The 15738-nt window shown below is 60.5% G+C and carries 13 protein-coding genes and 3 pseudogenes; 9 read left to right on the top strand and 7 right to left on the bottom strand.

Annotation, left to right across the window (positions count from 1 at the left end):
• Positions 1-121: 121 nt before the first annotated feature.
• Both NKI95_RS30970 and NKI95_RS30965 read right to left on the bottom strand, forming a co-directional pair.
• Positions 122-1831 carry a GMC family oxidoreductase gene (locus NKI95_RS30970; RefSeq protein ID WP_352721611.1) on the bottom strand — a complete coding sequence of 570 codons (1710 nt, stop codon included), beginning with the start codon at positions 1829-1831 and terminating at the stop codon, positions 122-124.
• Between the two features lie 30 nt (positions 1832-1861).
• On the bottom strand, positions 1862-2623 hold the full coding sequence (locus NKI95_RS30965) for a gluconate 2-dehydrogenase subunit 3 family protein (RefSeq protein WP_352566344.1): 762 nt from the start codon (positions 2621-2623) through the stop codon (positions 1862-1864).
• Positions 2624-2810: 187 nt separating this feature from the next.
• On the opposite strand from NKI95_RS30965, the gene NKI95_RS30960 reads away from it, so the two are divergent.
• On the top strand, positions 2811-3662 hold the full coding sequence (locus tag NKI95_RS30960) for a LysR family transcriptional regulator (RefSeq protein WP_352566342.1): 852 nt from the start codon (positions 2811-2813) through the stop codon (positions 3660-3662).
• 17 nt (positions 3663-3679) lie between these two features.
• On the opposite strand, the gene NKI95_RS30955 is transcribed toward NKI95_RS30960, so the two are convergent.
• The 3 genes from NKI95_RS30955 to NKI95_RS30945 all read right to left on the bottom strand — a co-directional run bounded on the left by NKI95_RS30955 (position 3680) and on the right by NKI95_RS30945 (position 5542).
• On the bottom strand, positions 3680-4510 hold the full coding sequence (locus tag NKI95_RS30955; RefSeq protein ID WP_352566340.1) for a two-component system sensor histidine kinase NtrB: 831 nt from the start codon (positions 4508-4510) through the stop codon (positions 3680-3682).
• 97 nt (positions 4511-4607) lie between these two features.
• Positions 4608-5132 carry a plastocyanin/azurin family copper-binding protein gene (locus NKI95_RS30950; protein WP_352721609.1) on the bottom strand — a complete coding sequence of 175 codons (525 nt, stop codon included), beginning with the start codon at positions 5130-5132 and terminating at the stop codon, positions 4608-4610.
• Entirely contained in the window at positions 5129-5542 is a 414-nt protein-coding gene (locus tag NKI95_RS30945; RefSeq protein WP_352566336.1) for a DUF5602 domain-containing protein, read from the bottom strand. Before NKI95_RS30945 ends, NKI95_RS30950 begins: the two co-directional genes overlap by 4 nt.
• 428 nt (positions 5543-5970) lie before the next feature.
• On the opposite strand from NKI95_RS30945, the gene NKI95_RS30940 reads away from it, so the two are divergent.
• The 4 genes from NKI95_RS30940 to NKI95_RS30925 are packed head-to-tail and all read left to right on the top strand — an operon-like array spanning position 5971 to position 7805.
• On the top strand, positions 5971-6540 hold the full coding sequence (locus NKI95_RS30940) for a PTS sugar transporter subunit IIA (protein ID WP_352566334.1): 570 nt from the start codon (positions 5971-5973) through the stop codon (positions 6538-6540).
• Positions 6541-6596: 56 nt separating this feature from the next.
• A complete protein-coding gene (locus NKI95_RS30935; protein WP_352566332.1) occupies positions 6597-7100 on the top strand; it encodes a group III truncated hemoglobin in 504 nt (167 codons plus the stop codon).
• 51 nt (positions 7101-7151) lie between these two features.
• On the top strand, positions 7152-7613 hold the full coding sequence (locus NKI95_RS30930; protein ID WP_352566330.1) for an RrF2 family transcriptional regulator: 462 nt from the start codon (positions 7152-7154) through the stop codon (positions 7611-7613).
• 48 nt (positions 7614-7661) lie between these two features.
• Positions 7662-7805 carry a hypothetical protein gene (locus tag NKI95_RS30925; protein WP_352566328.1) on the top strand — a complete coding sequence of 48 codons (144 nt, stop codon included), beginning with the start codon at positions 7662-7664 and terminating at the stop codon, positions 7803-7805.
• 553 nt (positions 7806-8358) lie between these two features.
• On the opposite strand, the gene NKI95_RS30920 is transcribed toward NKI95_RS30925, so the two are convergent.
• Positions 8359-10473: a DUF3363 domain-containing protein gene (locus tag NKI95_RS30920; RefSeq protein ID WP_352721605.1), complete on the bottom strand. Its 2115-nt coding sequence runs from the start codon at positions 10471-10473 to the stop codon at positions 8359-8361.
• A 797-nt stretch (positions 10474-11270) separates the two neighbouring features.
• A pseudogene (locus NKI95_RS30915) lies at positions 11271-12353 on the bottom strand (IS110 family RNA-guided transposase).
• A 244-nt stretch (positions 12354-12597) separates the two neighbouring features.
• Between NKI95_RS30915 and tnpA the strand changes: the two are divergent.
• From tnpA to NKI95_RS30885, 4 genes and pseudogenes are all read left to right on the top strand, one after another.
• Positions 12598-13503 (top strand): IS66-like element accessory protein TnpA, encoded by a 906-nt coding sequence (gene tnpA / locus NKI95_RS30910; RefSeq protein WP_352566325.1) that lies wholly within the window; start codon positions 12598-12600, stop codon positions 13501-13503.
• Positions 13500-13981: pseudogene (gene tnpB, locus NKI95_RS30905) on the top strand (IS66 family insertion sequence element accessory protein TnpB). The gene tnpA and the pseudogene tnpB overlap by 4 nt, the downstream one beginning before the upstream one ends.
• Positions 13920-14883, top strand: a pseudogene (gene tnpC, locus NKI95_RS34570) (IS66 family transposase); the annotation flags it as partial. The pseudogenes tnpB and tnpC, both read left to right, overlap by 62 nt.
• Positions 14884-15106: 223 nt before the next feature.
• A complete protein-coding gene (locus tag NKI95_RS30885; protein WP_352721602.1) occupies positions 15107-15640 on the top strand; it encodes a Ros/MucR family transcriptional regulator in 534 nt (177 codons plus the stop codon).
• Positions 15641-15738 lie beyond the last annotated feature (98 nt).

Below are 15738 nucleotides of genomic sequence, written 5' to 3'. Positions count from 1 at the left end.
ACATCCCTGGAGTCCCGGATCCGGACCCAAACCGCCGGATCCGCATCCGATTGATGTCGCCTCAGGAGGGAACAAGTGGGCCGGGACTCTTCAGATACTGGTTCTTGATCGCATCCACCGCCTAGTAGGCAAGAGCGCCTACGGGTCCGGTCGGGTTCTTCCCCGCGTTCTGGGGAAACACGCAAGCGCCGGTGACGAACACGTTCGGGACATCCCAGACCTGAAGGTATTTGTTCAGAACACTGGTGCTCGGGTCGGCTCCGAAGACTGCCCCGCCTGTGTTGTGTGTGCTCTGGTAAGGCACGATCGAATAAGGCACCGGGGGAATGCTCCGATCGACCTTGGTCGCACCCATCTCCTTGGCGATCGTCACGCAGATGTCGGCCTGAGCGTTCATCTGCTTTACCTCGTTGTCCTGGAAATCGAACGTCATCCTCATCAGCGGACGTCCGAAAACGTCGGTGTAGGTCGGATCGAGGCTCAAATAGTTCTGCCGGTACGCCATTACCGCGCCTTGGTTGCCAATGCTGGCCGCGTGGTCATAATTGTCGACCACTGCCTCCTTCCAGTCGGAGCCCCAGCGCGGCGTGCCCCGCGGCGTGGGATGCGACTGGATCGGCCTGGCGCCCGAGTTGCTGCAGCTGATGCCGCCGCCACCGATGTAGCCGGCCTTCTCGAAATCGTAGTTGTCGCCGTTGAAATCATCCATGCAGGTGCCGAGCGCGCCGGCCCCCATGAAGCGATTCAGGATGGTTTTTTTGTCGAAGAAGGCGGTAGCCCCGCCACCGCACTGATAGGCATAGTTGCGGCCGACCACGCCCTTGCCCGTTGCCGGATCATAAGGCACGCCAATGCCCGATTGCAGCAGCAGGTTGACGTTGCCGAGCGCATAGGCCGACAGGATGATGAGGTCGGCAGGCTGTTCGAACTCCCGCCCTCGTGCGTCGAGATAGGTGACGCTGACTGCCTTCTTGCGGGTCGAGTCGAGATTGACCTTCAGCACGATCGAGTTGGTGCGCAACTCGAAATTGGGGTTCTCCAGCGCCAGTGGAATGACGGTGAAATGCGGGCTCGCCTTGGCATTCGCCTCGCAGCCGAAGCGCTCGCAGAAGCCACAATAGTGACACTGGCCGAAGGCCACGCCATCGGGATTGACATAGTCCCGCGACGCGTTTGAGGAAGGATTGGGGAAAGGGTGATAGCCAAGATTGCGGGCCGCTTTCTCGAACATCACCATGCTTTGCGCCGCAATCATAGGCGGATTGGGGTACTCGTGCTTGCGCGATCCCTCGAAGATGTTGCCCCCGTCGATCTTCCGGCCGTTGATATTGCCGGCCTTGCCGGAGGTGCCGCAGGTCTTTTCGAACTTGTCGTAATAGGGCTCGAGATCGTCATAGGTGATCGGCCAGTCCTGCAGCTGCATATCTGAAGAGATGATCTTTTCGCCGTATTTTTCGATCGTGCGGGCGCGCGCCTGATGATCCCATTCGAGCCAGCGCCAGGTGACGCCGTTCCAGTGCACGCCGGCGCCGCCAACGCCCTGGCCGGGCAGGAACGAGCCGAGCTGGCGCATCGGCAGCGCCGTTTGCGCTTCACTGTTGCGGAAGGTGATGGTTTCCCGCCGCACGTTCTGCATGAGGTCGTGTCGAGCGGCGTAGCGCAGTTCGTCATGGATCTGCGGGTCGATGAAGTCCGGATTGGTGTCACGCGGGCCTCCCCTTTCTAGAGAGACGATTTTCAGCTTGGTCGATGCAAGCTCCTTGGCAATGATGCCGCCCGTCCAGCCAAGACCGACAATCAGGACATCGACTGCGTTGAGTTTGGTAGCCATGCTACAGTCTCCTTCGTCTTCTTTCGTCGATTAAACGAGATCCTGAATTCCCTTAGGTTCAGCCGCATAGCCCTTGTTCCGAAATGGTTCTATCTTGTCCATGTACATGGCGTCGGCGCCTGGGAAACCGATCATCTTCCAGGCCGCCCTGTCCTTGTTTCCCCCATACATCGGGTCAGCGAAGTAACCCTCGATCGTGAGCTGGAGCAGAAGCCCGAAGAAGGTTTCGGTTGGCACTGTTGGAAGCTCGACGTTCTTGCCCTCGAGTTGGCTCATCACCGCGACTCGATCTTTTGCCGAAAGGATCTCGAAAGCGCTCTTGTGGTTTTTCTGCACGTAGGCGCTGACGTCGGCGATGCCGGCCCGGATCAGTTCCGATGGCGTCATCGGCAATTGATAACCTTGCTCGCGCGTACCTTCCCCAAATGGCCCTTCCAGATACAGCCGGTCGCCCTTGCCGTACCCGCCGGCCATCTGTCTATCGATGTAGATCGCAACGCCGAGTTCCTTGGCGCCGGGGCCGGTTGAATCGCTCGGAATCAGTGTGTCGACCGCGGCCTCGATGAAGGCGGACTCGTCGACATTGAAGAATTCATAAGCCGAGCCGCCTGCATCGGATTTCGAGGCGTCGCTTGTGTGATGATGCGGCTGTCCGGTCGCCGCGGCCATCATTTCGGTCGCCGATGCGGACCCACCCAGCGGCAGGGTACTCGCCGCCGCTCCTGCCGCACCGAAGAGCTTCAGAAAGTCGCGACGCCCCACGTCTTCTTGGTTCTTGTCTTTCGTCGACATGATTTCTCCTGTGACGCTGCTGGCAAAACGATGGGTGAGGATGGAGAGAGCTTGCGCCCGCTCCAACCGGCGCTGGGCAGCATCCAGCGCTAGGCTTGGTGGAACTCTTCGAGCGTAATACTCACACTAACTATGTGGCAAACGAAATTGATTGACATTTAAACGCAAATTTTATGCTATATCCGTGATGGACATCGAACTCGCCCGCACCTTTATCGAGATCGTATCGACCGGCAGTTTCATTCGGGCCTCCGAGCGCTTGAATGTTGCGCAGACGACGGTAAGCGCACGAATCCGCAACCTCGAGCAGCAACTGGGCCGGGCCCTTTTTGTCCGCCACAAAGGCGGAGCTTCGCTGACCCCGGCCGGCGAGCAATTTCTGCGCCACGCCCCCATGTTCGTCCAACTATGGCAACGTACACTTCACCAGGTTGCCGTGCCGCCGGGACGCCGGGCTGTTCTGACGGTGGGCAGCGAAGTCAGCCTTGCGCAACCTCTGCTGCTTGATTGGGTCCGATGGATGCGCGGCTCGCTTCAGGATATTGCGCTTCGAGTGCACGTTGATGTGCCGCAGGATTTGATCAATCAGGTCGCGTCGGGAATGGTCGACTTAGCCATCATGTACGCGCCCCCGCACAGACCGGGTTTGAAGATCGATCTGCTTCTGGAAGAAAAACTTGTTCTCGTGACTACGAATTCCGAAGCACGCCTCCTGGACGAATCCGACTATGTTTACATGGATTGGGGGCCGGATTTTGGGCTTCACCACGGGATGAATTTCCCAAGCGCTGCGCCGGATCTTTCTTTCGATCTCGGTCCGCTCGCACTGAACTATGTTCTAGCAACCGGCGGTTCCGGATATTTCAGGATGAGTTCTGTGCAGCCTCACATAGAAGCCGGCCGGCTGCATCTTGTGCCTGAGATGCCGCAGTTCTCCTATCCGGTCTATGCGGTGCAATCCGCAAGTGCGGACGAGAGCGTAGTTGGTCCAGCGCTGACGGGATTGCATTCCGTCGCAAGCGGCGACATCAAATTGTGAGAGTTCTAGTTGGGCGTCTAAATGTCCGACGGGACTGACGGGAACAGAAGGTCGACCGTCGTTCCAATGCCTGGTTCACTCTTTATCCGGATCCGACCACCAACCATCTGGGTCAGTGCCTGCACCTGTGGCATCCCTATCCCGGTACCCTTCTCACCCTTCGTCGTGAAGAATGGATCAAACACCTTCCGCAAGACTTCAGGAGCCATACCGCAACCGTGGTCTTTGACGCGAACGCATGCGTAGGTTCCAGGACCGGGCGGGTCAGGTGTCGCGGTTGTCTGCACCAATCGCTCGGTGATGACGCGGATCTCCCCGCCACTTGGCATCGCATCTCGTGCGTTCATGACGAGATTAAGCACTGTGCTGTCGAAAAGTGCGTGATCGATCAAACAGTCTGGGACACCGGAACCAAGCTCCAGCCTGACGCGGACATCGGCTCCCGCGCCATACCTCAGGAAAGGCTCGAAAGACGTGAGGAACTCATTCAAATTGCCAGCGTGGATATCGAGTTCTTGATGCTTCGCGAAGGTCAATAGCTGTGACGTTAGCTCGATCCCTCGATCGATTCCTTCCCGCGCTGCCGCAATGTAGGCACGAACCCTTTCGGGCTCGTCGGCTCTTCGCTCAGCGAGCCCGAGCCCGGATTCTATTACTGCCAGGAGGTTTCTGAAGTCATGGGCAATACCGCCAGTCATCTCGCCCAAGGCGGCAAGCCGGTGCGTTGCACGCCCGCGTTGCTCGGCAGCAGTTCGGGCATCGAGAGGCGCGTCCGGCACTTGGGTGCGCGCGTCGCGTCCGGCCTGAGATGATGGTTGAGTTTCACACGGAAACACGCAGCCTGTCATGAAAGTCCCCTCACTCACGACACCAAAGGAGCTCTCGCCCCGTTTGGCATCTTCGGTCGCTTTTGTTGCGGAGGGCCGCGCCTTTCATGCGCATGATCTAAACGCGCCGGACGACCCTTTTCGTCATGATGTCTTCGACAGTCGGGAATGCCTTTAGGGCCTCCTCCGGTAGGTCGCCATTTGCTCCGACCATTTCAGCCCAGCCATGTGCCTCTGGTTCGCCGACGATAACACGGCCGACCATTCCAGCATGCTCATGCGGGATACAGTAATAGTCGTAGACCCCCCGCTCGGTGAAGGTAACCGAAAAGCTTTCCTTGGGCAGGAGGTAGTCGGAATCCCACGATTTTGCCGTCTTGGGCATGCGAAGCGGTCGCCCGAAGTTTGCCGGATTGTAAGCCGTCGTCGTGTGCGAATTGCCAGGATTGAGGTTGGTCCATCGGACCGTCTGCCCTGGCTTGATCAGAATGCCGATCGGGTCGAACCAGACTTGCGAACCGTCGTCGCGCCCTTGCATCCCGATTTGGATCGCCTCGCCGGCCCATACTGCCACACAAGAGAGCGAGCGGGCGGCGGCAAGGCCGCCGCCCGCGCTTAGTATCTCACGACGCGTGAGTGTCATTTGGCGACCTGGGCCTCGTCAGCGGCCGAGACATGCCACAGCACGACGTGGACATGCGGCTCTTCGACTCCCGGATGGCCGGCATTGTAGTAGACGTCGACATGGTCGACATTGCCTCCGGGTGAAGCGAGATCGTCAAAACGCTTGTCTGGATTGAGGTCCTTGGTCGGCAGCATATAAATCGTGCTGACAAGCTTGCCGTCGTGGTCATAGGCAAGGAATGGTCCGGCCGGCAATGTCGTCGGATCGACGAAGAGTTGGCCCATGCCCGGCAGAAAGTCGGGCAGCTTCACAAGCTTGCTGACCTGCTGGTAAGGCGCGGCTGGCGGAGATTTGGTAACCTCACCCGCCGCCATGGCGCAAAGCGAACTCCCCGTCGTCAGGGCAACTGCGAGGACGAGTTTCTTCATCACGGATCTCCTTGTTGAAATAAAGCCGCGCTGGCCGAAGATCTGGAAGGCTGTTTGACAAAGCGATTTCCATTTTCGACACGACCTGTTCGCGTCCGCCCAGCAAGCAGCAGACTGTTTCGCTCGTCAAACGAAATTAACTGGCATTTCAATGCATTATTTCTGCTGCTCGGGTGCGCACTGTTTGCTTGATTTCAAAAAAACCTTCACTACCTCTGAATTGCCATGAATATTTTCAGCCTCGATTTCCGGCGGGAGCCGAAGCGCTTAAAAACGGGCCTTTAGCCCGGACGCGAGAAGGCCCTGGCTTCGCGTCCGGGGGTAGCCAGGATTTCCACTTATCCCGCGGTGCATTCTGCCTGCCTAAGCAGTGCGGCTGCACTCCCATTTTGCGATTCCGGTTGGGATCGACATTGAGGTTGACCCCGATGATCTGCCCCATCTTGTCAGAAGAAGACATTTCCCTTGATCTTGTGACAAAGGGAAAGCAATCAGCCCTGTCAAAAATTGCGATCAGGATTGCGCGAAGGACCGGGCTGGACGAGCAGATGGTTCTTCGTGGCCTTTTCGACCGCGAGTATCGCGGCTCGACGGGCTTAGGTCGTGGGGTCGCGATCCCTCACGCTCTACTTGGCACAATCTCTTCGCCTGCCGCGTCTTTGACACGTCTGGCCAAGCCCATCGATTTCGACGGCCCCGACGACGATCCTGTTGATCTCATTTACACGGTACTCTGGCCGCGCTCTGCCACTTCCGCCTTCCTCCCTGCCCTTTCGCAAATTTGTCGTCTCCTCCAGGCATCTCAGGTTCGGGAGCGACTCCGATCGGCACGCTCATCCGATGAGGCGTTGGCCTTTCTCGAAAATGGGTCACATCGGAGAATTTCCGCCAATTTGCCTACTGCCCGGGTCGGGGCTAGCGTGATGATGTCCACGCAGTTCAGCAATGCCCAGGTCGGACAGGCCTACCTTTGGTCCGAACCCTCCGTCGGAGAATAACATAGATTGACAATCTATCTTTTATAGAGGATGCCTCAAGGAGCGAACCCAACGGCTTGAACCGGCTTGCATGGGAGAAAAAGCAGGAGCTGCAGATGAGCGAGGATGGTCGAAGCACGAGAACGATCGTAGTCGATGGCGTTCCGCTGCCGGACCTGCTCGACGAGACAATGATCCGCGGCGTGGTGCATGGTTTTTATGATGAAATTCGTCGCGATGACCTTCTCGGCCCCATTTTCCACGATCAGATCGAGCCGGACCGATGGCCACAACATCTTGCGAAGATGTGCGACTTCTGGTCTGCGACGTTACTTCGAACGTCCCGATATGAAGGCCGGCCACTGCCACCACATCTGGCCATAGCCGGCCTCGGCTCAGCGCATTTCCGTCGCTGGCTGCAGTTGTTTCGCACAACGGTGCGCCGCATCTGCCCGCCCGAGGTGGCAGCGCTTTTTATGGAGCGCGCGCTGCGCATCGCTCACAGTTTCCGTCTCGCGATCGCCTTCAATCGCGGCGAGACCACGATCGGCATCGAACCCATCGTTGAGAAGGACCTGTGATGATTGGTTTGTGAGGGTTTCCACAAACGCGCAGCGATCAAGGAGATATCCATGCGGCTTACAGCTTTCTCGGACTATGCATTGCGGCTGCTGATGTACACGGCCTCTGCCGGTGGCCGGGTCATAACGATCGAGGAAGCTGCGCGTAGCTTTACCGTGTCGAAGACGCATCTCAACAAGGTCGCCAACACGCTGACCCGCAGCGGTTATCTGAAGGCGATCCGTGGCCGTTCCGGTGGTCTCGTTCTGGGGCGCCGGCCCGAGTTGATCCGGATCGGCGATGTCGTGCGATTGACCGAGCCGGATTTCGCACTGGTTGAGTGTTTCTCCACCGCAAACCAGTGCGTATTGACCGGCTCTTGCAAGCTTTCAAGCATGTTTGGCGAAGCGATAGCATCCTTCCAGAACACTCTTGACCGCTATACGCTGGCCGACATCACGCTGATGCCGAAAGACTTCATTGGCAGCCCAATACTATCGGTGCGCACAGGGGTGGCACGCAACGGGGCGTAATATTACGTGGTTTAGAGGCTTGCTGCTTTACTCGGATGGAGATGAGTCATGGCCGAATCAAAGAAGAACGACAAGCCGCTAACGAAGGAGATTGATTCTGGTATCGACCCTGACAACAGTCTGATGCCAATGCTTATCGGTGGGCTTGTCCTGATAGTCCTCGGCGCGATCCTCGTTATGATGTTTGTCTAGTTTCGCAACGACGGCGTGTGGCGCTGTCGAAAACGTTTATTCCTGCAGGCTAAGTGCCCACATGCGTGTTTTGTGGAACGATCAAGGGCCGACACTCTCGTGATAGTTCTCGCCAGCGGTAGAGCGGTAAGGAATCCCTGGCGCTATCGAATGTTCCTCATGCCAACTTGAGCTTCGACGCACCGCGAGCAGCGGAACGAGGCCGCCCGTCGGTCGAAACCCCTGAGCAGCAGCAGGGCCGTATGGGCTTGCTGCATTTAGCCCCCGAAATGCCAAGCTTGAAAGGTAGAGAAATTTCGGCTTCTGTCGCTCCTTAGGGGCTACAATGAAGCGTTCTTTACTTGCGATGCTAGTGGGACTTACGATCTTTACTGCTGACGCCCGAGCAGCAGTGGATCCCAGGTGCAAGGCAGAACGGAGCGCCCTGATTAATGCAACCTGTTGTGGTCGGCAAAGCTATCAGTTCAGCCCGGCGATCCGTACTCGTTAGCCAGAAAGGCGCAGCAATATGCCGGCGATAGTTACGAGCCAAAACTGCCGCGCCGATGAGCGCTCACAGCCCCAGTCCCCGCCTTCTGCCGAAGCTCCAGTCGATACCGCCGCTGCTTTGCACGACCCCGCTGATGTGCTGGCCGATGCGCTTGTCGAGCATTGGCTGCCAAGGAACGAGCTGAAACCCGAGACCATCGTCCAGCATGGCGAAGCGCCCGCTGGCAAGGCGGACTGAGCCAAGCAGCGTGCCGCCGACATGGTTGCCGGGCTGGACGGGCGCGAAGATGAGGCCGCGCGCAGCGGCCATTTGCTTGCCGACGCGCGCGACTTCTTGGCCCTCCAGCGTAGCAACAAGATCGCGCGAGAAGGTGATGGTCCCCCTCGTCAAGTCGCGTTCGGCATGGCCCATCGTGACGAGCTGGGCAGCGCGTCTGTCGAGCGCGTTGTCAACGTCGAGACCAAAGCCTGACTGGACCAGCGGCACGGGGTTTTTGGCCGTGAGCTCCCGATCGAGCCAGGTGGCGCCATCGCTGCCGACCTGCGCGTCAAGATCGAACGTCGAGAGCACACGCAGGGAGAAGTCCTTCCCGGCGTTGCGGCCATCATAGGCGATGCCGCGCTCGGACAGGTCTTTTGGAATGCGCCAGTGGTCTTCGTCGAGGCGTTCGACATGGCCTGCCCGGCGCAGCGCTTCGAGACGGCGGACATGGAAACGGACGAAGGCATCCGGGTCCTTGCCCTGCCCCAAAAATGTCTCGCGGATCGCCTCCAGGTGCTGGCTCGGGCGATAGATGCCACCCTCGCCGGCTACGACGCTGATGTTGCGGTCGGCCGCACGCGGCTCCTGCTTCGGCAGGATCGGATCGAGCGCCACGATATGGCCGCGCTGAACGTCGTCTAATTTTGCCGCATCGGCAGTCTCGACATAGTGGGTGCGCCCGTCGACGCCGTCGATGACGAGCGACAGCCGGTCGCTCATCTCGTCGCCGGCAAGGCCCTTGGCGAGCACACGGCCGAGGATCGGTTCGGTGATGGTTCGCCGATGCATGACATATTGCGCGGCCCCCCGCTCGTGGGCGAGCCCGTGTTCCTCCAGCGCCCTGTGCATGGTCTTGATGATGTCGTTGCGCTCGCCAAGTGCCCGTAGCGTGCTTTCGGCTCTGTCGGAGATGACCCATCGGCCGGGCTCGATCTCGCTCGCCAGGCCGAAGTGCTGCAGTCTCTTTGCCCGATCGATCAGCAGATAGCGGTTGCTGGAAATGGTGTAGCTGTCGCTGGCATTGGGACGGAGGTCGACCAGATCGTGCTCCTGCTGTTCGGCGATCAGCATGCGGTCGAGCCGGGTCAGCCGTTCGGCGTCCACCTCGTTGGCCAGCTTGCGGGCGACCTCGATCTCGCTTTGCAGCCCGAGTTCCCGTTCCACCAGCTCGCCTGCCCGGTGGCGGATGCCGTGGGCGATGTAGTCGCCGGCGATGTTCAGGATCTTGCCGTCATCGGTAACGCCGCGCACCAGGATGTGGGTGTGCGGATGACCGGTGTTGTGGTGGTCGACAGCAATCCAGTCGAGGCGCGTGTTGAGGTCGGTCTCCATCTGCCGCATGAGATCGCGGGTGAAGGAGCGCAGGTCTTCCATCTCGGCGGCATCCTCGGGCGCGACGATGAAGCGGAACTGATGCCGGTCGCCGCGGCCACGCTCGACGAAGGCCTTGCCGTCGGCCTCGTCCTCGACGGCCGAGTACACCCTGCCCTTCTCGCCGTCCCTGGTGACGCCATCGCGCTGGAGATAGCGCAGATGCGCATCGACGGCCTTGCTCGTCGTCACGAATTTTTGGGCGCGCCCAGCGGTCTCCTTGCCTCGTCCCGGCAGCTTGACGACACGCGCCTTCACCACGACGCGGCGGGAACGAAAGCGCACGCGATTGCCATCCTGCTTCCAACCGCCGCCGTCCTTTGGCAACGCTGACACCACCTTGCCGCCGCGGCCGCGGGCATTGAAGCGGCCGCTCCCCTTCCCGGCGTTCCTGCTTGCGCCGAGGCGATTGGGGTTGCCGCCCTGCTTGCGGATGGCGATCTCGACCTGGCGCACGAAAGGCAGCGTGCGCGAATTGACCGGCGTGCTGCTGCTCCGCATCCGGCCGGTGCGAACCTGGAACCTGTTGCTGTCACGATCTGCCATGACGGACAGCATCGAGACTCAGATTCCGCGCTTCAAGATGGCCGGCGCGCAGAGCGTGCTACGGCGCGCAAAGACTTGCTGGGGCGTAGACCGGCGGATTGCACATCGCTAGGGCACGACAGTTTTGCTTTTGAGATCAACAATATAGCCATAGACCGTCAGCCCCGCACCTCGCGTCATTTTGCGATGGGTCGGCACGAGCACAAAAAACAATGTGCAGACAAGCACTTAGAGCGAAGCGAGGGCGAGCGCCAGCTCGCTTTATCTTGCTGTCCTAATCGGTTGTGCTTCCGGTACTCTTTTCACCATCGTCGTCTCTCCTCTTTTCTACTCAAAAACACTTTTCGGCTTTCCGCAACATGCTTGTCCGCGAAGCGGAGATCCGGTGCGCCGTGCAGTCCTAATCGGTTGTGCTTCCGGTACTCTTTTCACCATCGTCGTCTCTCCTCTTTTCTACTCAAAAACACTTTGCGGCTTTCCGCAACATGCTTGTCCGCCAAGCGGCGGAGATCCGGTGCGCCGTGCAGTCCTCCGCCCTCGCCGAGGGCGTTTTCGGGCTGCATGCTGGCAGCGCTTTTGCCGTCGGGGTGCAACTTTCCATCGGATTCACGGGGCATCATCACAGGCAGTCCAACCCGGTCCGGCCGTCTTTCGATCGGTCGGCCGCAAGCAAGATAGCGTGCGTCCCGTCGTTCCTGGTCTGCACCGGTCCTCATCCGGTTCACAGCGGAGCTCGTGTGTTCAGTTTGCGTCTGTCATGCTGCGCAGTCGTCGCACGTCAAGCGTCGTCGCGCCGTTCATCGGGCTGCGCCAAGCGTTTTCCAGGCCTTGACCCGGGCGCGCGCAACAAGGTCGGTTTCGCGCGCCGCCGGGTCGCCGACATAGCACGTCCCGTCCGTCCACATGGCATGCATGATCACCGCCAGCTTGCGCGCCACCGCCACCGTCGCCTTGCGGTGATTGCCCCGCTTCGCGAGCATCGTTCCCCAGCTCCTGAGCTTGTCCTTGCCGCGGAAGCGCGTCATCAGCGCCGACGCCGCCTCATAGAGGGCGCGCCGCACGTCCGCGTCGCCGGCCTTCGATATACGTCCCTGCGAGTCGATCGAGGTGCCCGACTGCCAACGCCGCGACGTCAGGCCAAAATAGGCTGCCACGTCGCGCGAGCGGCGGAAGCGGGACGGGTCCTCGACCGCCGTCATGAAGCTCAGCGGTCACCGGGCCGACGCCGGGGATCGCCATGAAGCGGCGGCATAGGTCTCGCGGGCGACGAACCTCACGACCAGCTCGTGCAGCCGGCAGTACTGCTTCCACAGCGCGGCGCGTGCCGTCAGCATGGCGTCCATCAGCTCTGACGTCAGCGCATCGCCAGTCGTCACATCGCGCACAGCCTGATCGAAAGCCTTCCGCCCGACCTTGCTCAGGCGAATGCCGAAGCTCTTGAGCGAATGGCGGATGGCGTCCAGATCGAGGAACTTGCGCTTCAGATTGCGCCTGTGCGTCAGCAGCAACCGCATCCGATAACAGGCTTGCGACTTGACGTGCGCGTGCCGGAACCAGCCGGTGCGCATGATGTGGGCAATGCCCAGCGCATCGGCCGCGTCGGTCTTGTTGCGTTGCGCCGACATCGCCGCGCGCACGTGCTGCGTCTCCAGACAGACCGCCGGAAGCCCGAGCTTCAGCAGTTCCGGATGCAGCCAGGGCGACAGCGAACCGGCCTCGTGACGGACCCTTCTCAGCCGCGGCAGGAAAGGCTTCAACGCGGCCAGCAGCGCGTCGGGATCGGTCAGAGCCGTCGCCTGCAGATGCACCGCGCCGCGATCGTCGACGACGCACACCGCCGTCTCATCCATCGCAACATCCAGTCCACAAAAGAATTCCATTGTTCGCCTCCTGCGTTGCTTCACAGGCGCAGATCTTGCCGCCGAGTCGCCAGCCACCACCAGTCGCGCCGCGGCCGACGCACAGCTTTGCCGTCCCGCCACGCGCCCGCCCCGATTACGGGCGGCCGTCCTAATCCACCCTCGCTGTCCTAATCCACCCTCGGTAAGCGTCCGGTCCCTGCACCTATTCGGCTAGTGCAATTGAGCTTCATGTGGGGTTCCTTCGTCATATGGAGGATCTCCGATGGCGGCTCGCCGCTCCTGGGCCAAGGCCAACAGTCCTTACTGGTCGTCGCATGTTGCGAGCTGGTATCGCGGCAACCAGGATGCACTGGAATACTGTCGCCGACGCGATCTCTCGATCACCACATTCGAGCTGTGGATGCGCCATCTGGTGAGCGCGGATGATCTGCGCAAGCGTGCGGAAAGGCTGCAGAACTTGCACCGGAAGAAGGCAGCACGTTCGCGCAAGGAGGTGCCGCCGAAGCGGCCCAAAAGGCCTCCGCGCTATCGCTACGGCAGGCGTACGGACAGCGGCCCGATCGCTCTGCGGGCATTCTGGAGCATGCATGTCAAGGCGATGAACTGGAGCGGCATGGGGCACGCGGAGTATGCCGCTGCACTTGGTCTGTCGCCGCATGCGTTGCGGATCTGGCGCAATCGCCTGGAAGAATCCGGCGACGAAACCGAGTGGCGATCCCTGCTTCACCCGAGTGCCCGAGCCCAATCAAGCAGCGCTGCTAATTGCGCGCGACGCAAATACCGCTTGACGCCGGACGCGGTCGACGGGCGATCGAACCGGCGCCGCTTCAGCGACAACCAGAAGCGGGCGATCGTGCAGGAGACGGAGAAGCCCGGCGTCGCCGTGGCGCAGGTCTGTCGCCGCCATGGCGTCGCCACCAGCATGGTGTTCCGCTGGCGGGTCGAGTTCGGCCTGACCGCTCGCAAGGCGCCGCAACTGGCAACGGTGGTGCTTGCCGATGGCGCAGCAAAAGAGCTGCCCGCGCTCGGCGCCTTGCGCGATCTGGTGCAGCCGCCCGACGGCATGGTGGCGATTGAGCTGGCTGATGGACGGCGCGTGTTTGCACCGGCCGGCAGTACTCCGGCTGCGGTAAAGCGGCAGCTCACTGGGAAGGAGAAGGCGTCATGATCGTCGTTCCGGCCGGCGTGAAAGTGCACCTGGCGCTCGGTCACACCGACATGCGAAAGGGGCTCGATGGCCTCGCCACGCTGATCCAGGAACATCCGAAGAAGGACCCGTTCTCGGGACATCTGTTCGTGTTCCGCGGCAGGAATGCGTCGCTCCTGAAGATCCTGTTCTGGGACGGAACGGGCTTTGTCTGTTCACTAAGTGCATCGACCGCGGCAACTTTTGGTGGCGGCGTCTGGCCGAGCCAGGTGGGTCGGTGATGCTGTCGCCAGCACAACTCGCGATGCTCATCGAAGGAATAGACGCACGCCGGAACGCTTCTGGCGACGCTTTTGGCCGGCTGAAAAGCGTAGCAAAATCGCACCAAATCGAGCGAAGTTGCTTCTTCGAATCAGCCGATTCGGGTAGATTCGGACATGCTGGTCGACCTCGACAATCTGCCCAGCGAACCGGCTCTTCTGCAGCATCTTGTGCGTGACATAGCGACGGTTGTCGAGCACCGCGAGGGTGAGATCGAGCGCCTTAAATCCATCATAAAGCAGCTGCAGCGCGCGCAGTTCGGCCGCCGTTCGAGCGGCTCGATCCTGATCAACTGGCGCTCGGACTGGAAGAGCCCGACGGTGATCTCGCCCGCGAAGAGGAGCGCCGTCCGCGTGTCGCGAGACAGCAGATCGAACAGCCGTCCCGCCGCAAGCCGCTGCCCCATCATCTGCCGCGCGAGGAGGTCCTGGTCGATGTCGACGGGACCGTCTGCGCCGGCTGCGGTGGCGCGCTGAATCTTATCCGCGAAAGCGTGAGCGAGATGCTGGACTGGGTGCCAGCGCAGCTGCGCGTGATCCGCACCACGCGCCCCAAATACGCCTGCCGGACCTGCGAGAAGGTGGTGCAGGCGCCGGCTGCGGAGCGGCGGGTTGGCGACGCCGGCGTTGCTCGCGCAGGTTCTGGTCAGCAAATATTCCGATCACACGCCGCTCTATTGGCAGTCGCAGATCTTCGCAGGAACGGTGTTGATCTTCCACGTTCGACGCTCGCCGGCTGGGTTGGCGGCTCCTGCTGGTGGCTGGAAGCCCCGCACGAGCGACTGGCGAAAAACGTCTTCGCCTCCGATCATCTTTTTGCCTATGACACACCGGTTCCGGTGCTCGATCCAGGCCGTGGCCGCACCAAGACGGGACCGCTGTGGGTGTAAGCCCGCGAGCAACACCCCTGGGGCGGACCGGAGCCGCCGCGGCAATCTATCTGTTTGAACCAGACCGCAAGGCCGAACGCCCGGCCTCGCATCTCGAGCACTTCAAGGGCGTGCTGCACGTCGATGGCTATGCCGGCTTCGAGCAACTCACCAGCAAGGGAGATATCGTTCTCGCCGCTTGCTGGAGCCATAGGGTGTGGGCCCCCTCCCGCGCAGAAGGCGAGCGGAAAGATTCGCTTCTCCGACGCGATCAGTAACATTGACTGCAGCCGGGCCGAACGATGGAAGCGAAGCATGCCCGCTTGATATTTGCAACGAATGAGGTTTGTTGGCGGAAATAACGAATTGTTTGCGTGATTGGCAATAAACAGCTCATCCATTTCAACGCGCGCCATTAGACAAGAGGAAAACTCGATGACCGTTTCTGCAGACCAAAGCGACCAGGCTGATCTCGTAGCAATTACCGCCGACATCGTTTCCGCCTATGTTTCGAACAATCCGCTGCCGGTCGGCGAGTTGTCGAAGCTGATTGAGGATACATATGTTGCTTTGCAAGGTATCGGCACGCCTGTGGCTCCGGCCGCAGTTAAGCTGGAGCCGGCGGTTTCGATCAAGAAATCAGTGTCACCTGATTTCATCATCTGCCTGGAAGACGGGAAGAAATTCAAATCCTTGAAGCGGCATATCGGAACGCACTACAATCTGAGCCCTGACCAATACCGGCAGAAATGGAACCTGCCCTCCGACTATCCGATGGTGGCGCCAAGCTACGCAGCGACCCGCTCGGCTCTTGCGAAATCAATCGGGCTCGGGCGAAAGGCGACAACGCCGGCAACAGCTGCGGCGGAAAAACCAAAACGAGCTGCTCGCGCGGCGGCAGCGACAGCAACCGCAACGGCAATCAAGTCGCCGGCTAGGAAGGCGCGCAAGGCACTCGTCAAAGCGTAGCGTGCTGCACCTGACAGGAGTGCCAACGAGTGGCGGACCCGAACTTGGCGAAGCCCCGCCGAGCGGCGGGGCTTCGTGTTAGCTCGGATCATTCTGCG

This window comes from Mesorhizobium sp. M0306, from assembly GCF_040321655.1.
In the GTDB taxonomy this organism is placed as follows: Bacteria; Pseudomonadota; Alphaproteobacteria; order Rhizobiales; family Rhizobiaceae; genus Mesorhizobium.
Note: the sequence above shows the minus strand (reverse complement) of the source record. Positions and strands in the feature narration are given on the sequence as shown.

Excerpts from the sequence above, each read along its gene's own strand:
- NKI95_RS30970 (WP_352721611.1), bottom strand. The coding sequence starts at position 1,831 with ATGGCTACCAAACTCAACGCAGTCGATGTCCTGATTGTCGGTCTTGGC.
- NKI95_RS30965 (WP_352566344.1), bottom strand. The coding sequence starts at position 2,623 with ATGTCGACGAAAGACAAGAACCAAGAAGACGTGGGGCGTCGCGACTTT.
- NKI95_RS30960 (WP_352566342.1), top strand. The coding sequence starts at position 2,811 with ATGGACATCGAACTCGCCCGCACCTTTATCGAGATCGTATCGACCGGC.
- NKI95_RS30955 (WP_352566340.1), bottom strand. The coding sequence starts at position 4,510 with ATGACAGGCTGCGTGTTTCCGTGTGAAACTCAACCATCATCTCAGGCC.
- NKI95_RS30950 (WP_352721609.1), bottom strand. The coding sequence starts at position 5,132 with ATGACACTCACGCGTCGTGAGATACTAAGCGCGGGCGGCGGCCTTGCC.
- NKI95_RS30945 (WP_352566336.1), bottom strand. The coding sequence starts at position 5,542 with ATGAAGAAACTCGTCCTCGCAGTTGCCCTGACGACGGGGAGTTCGCTT.
- NKI95_RS30940 (WP_352566334.1), top strand. The coding sequence starts at position 5,971 with ATGATCTGCCCCATCTTGTCAGAAGAAGACATTTCCCTTGATCTTGTG.
- NKI95_RS30930 (WP_352566330.1), top strand. The coding sequence starts at position 7,152 with ATGCGGCTTACAGCTTTCTCGGACTATGCATTGCGGCTGCTGATGTAC.
- NKI95_RS30925 (WP_352566328.1), top strand. The coding sequence starts at position 7,662 with ATGGCCGAATCAAAGAAGAACGACAAGCCGCTAACGAAGGAGATTGAT.
- NKI95_RS30920 (WP_352721605.1), bottom strand. The coding sequence starts at position 10,473 with ATGGCAGATCGTGACAGCAACAGGTTCCAGGTTCGCACCGGCCGGATG.
- tnpA (WP_352566325.1), top strand. The coding sequence starts at position 12,598 with ATGGCGGCTCGCCGCTCCTGGGCCAAGGCCAACAGTCCTTACTGGTCG.
- NKI95_RS30885 (WP_352721602.1), top strand. The coding sequence starts at position 15,107 with ATGACCGTTTCTGCAGACCAAAGCGACCAGGCTGATCTCGTAGCAATT.